General features: G+C 63.5%; 1 protein-coding gene. It reads left to right on the forward strand.

Annotation, left to right across the window (positions count from 1 at the left end; translation table 11 throughout):
* Positions 1-260 (forward strand): FtsX-like permease family protein (locus tag ACSHWJ_RS16055; protein WP_435928795.1); only part of this gene is annotated, 260 nt, incomplete at both ends.

Consider the following 260-nt stretch of genomic DNA (forward strand, 5'->3'; position numbering starts at 1 on the left):
GATTCATCGTGGGCGCGGCCATTGCCGGCCAGCCCTTCTACACCTTCACCCGGGAAAACATCCGCCAGTTCGGCGTGCTGAAAGCCCTGGGGGCGGGCAACGGCACCCTGCTGGGCATGATCCTGCTGCAGGCGACGCTGGTGGGTATGGTCGGATACGGGCTGGGGGTCGGGCTGACCTCGCTGTTCGGCTGGTCCATGCGCAATACCATTCTGTCTTTCAAGTTTCCCTGGCAGCTGCTGGTGTTCAGCGGACTGGGA

Source organism: Methylococcus sp. S1M (assembly GCF_051295855.1).
Taxonomy (GTDB): Bacteria; Pseudomonadota; Gammaproteobacteria; order Methylococcales; family Methylococcaceae; genus Methylococcus; species Methylococcus capsulatus.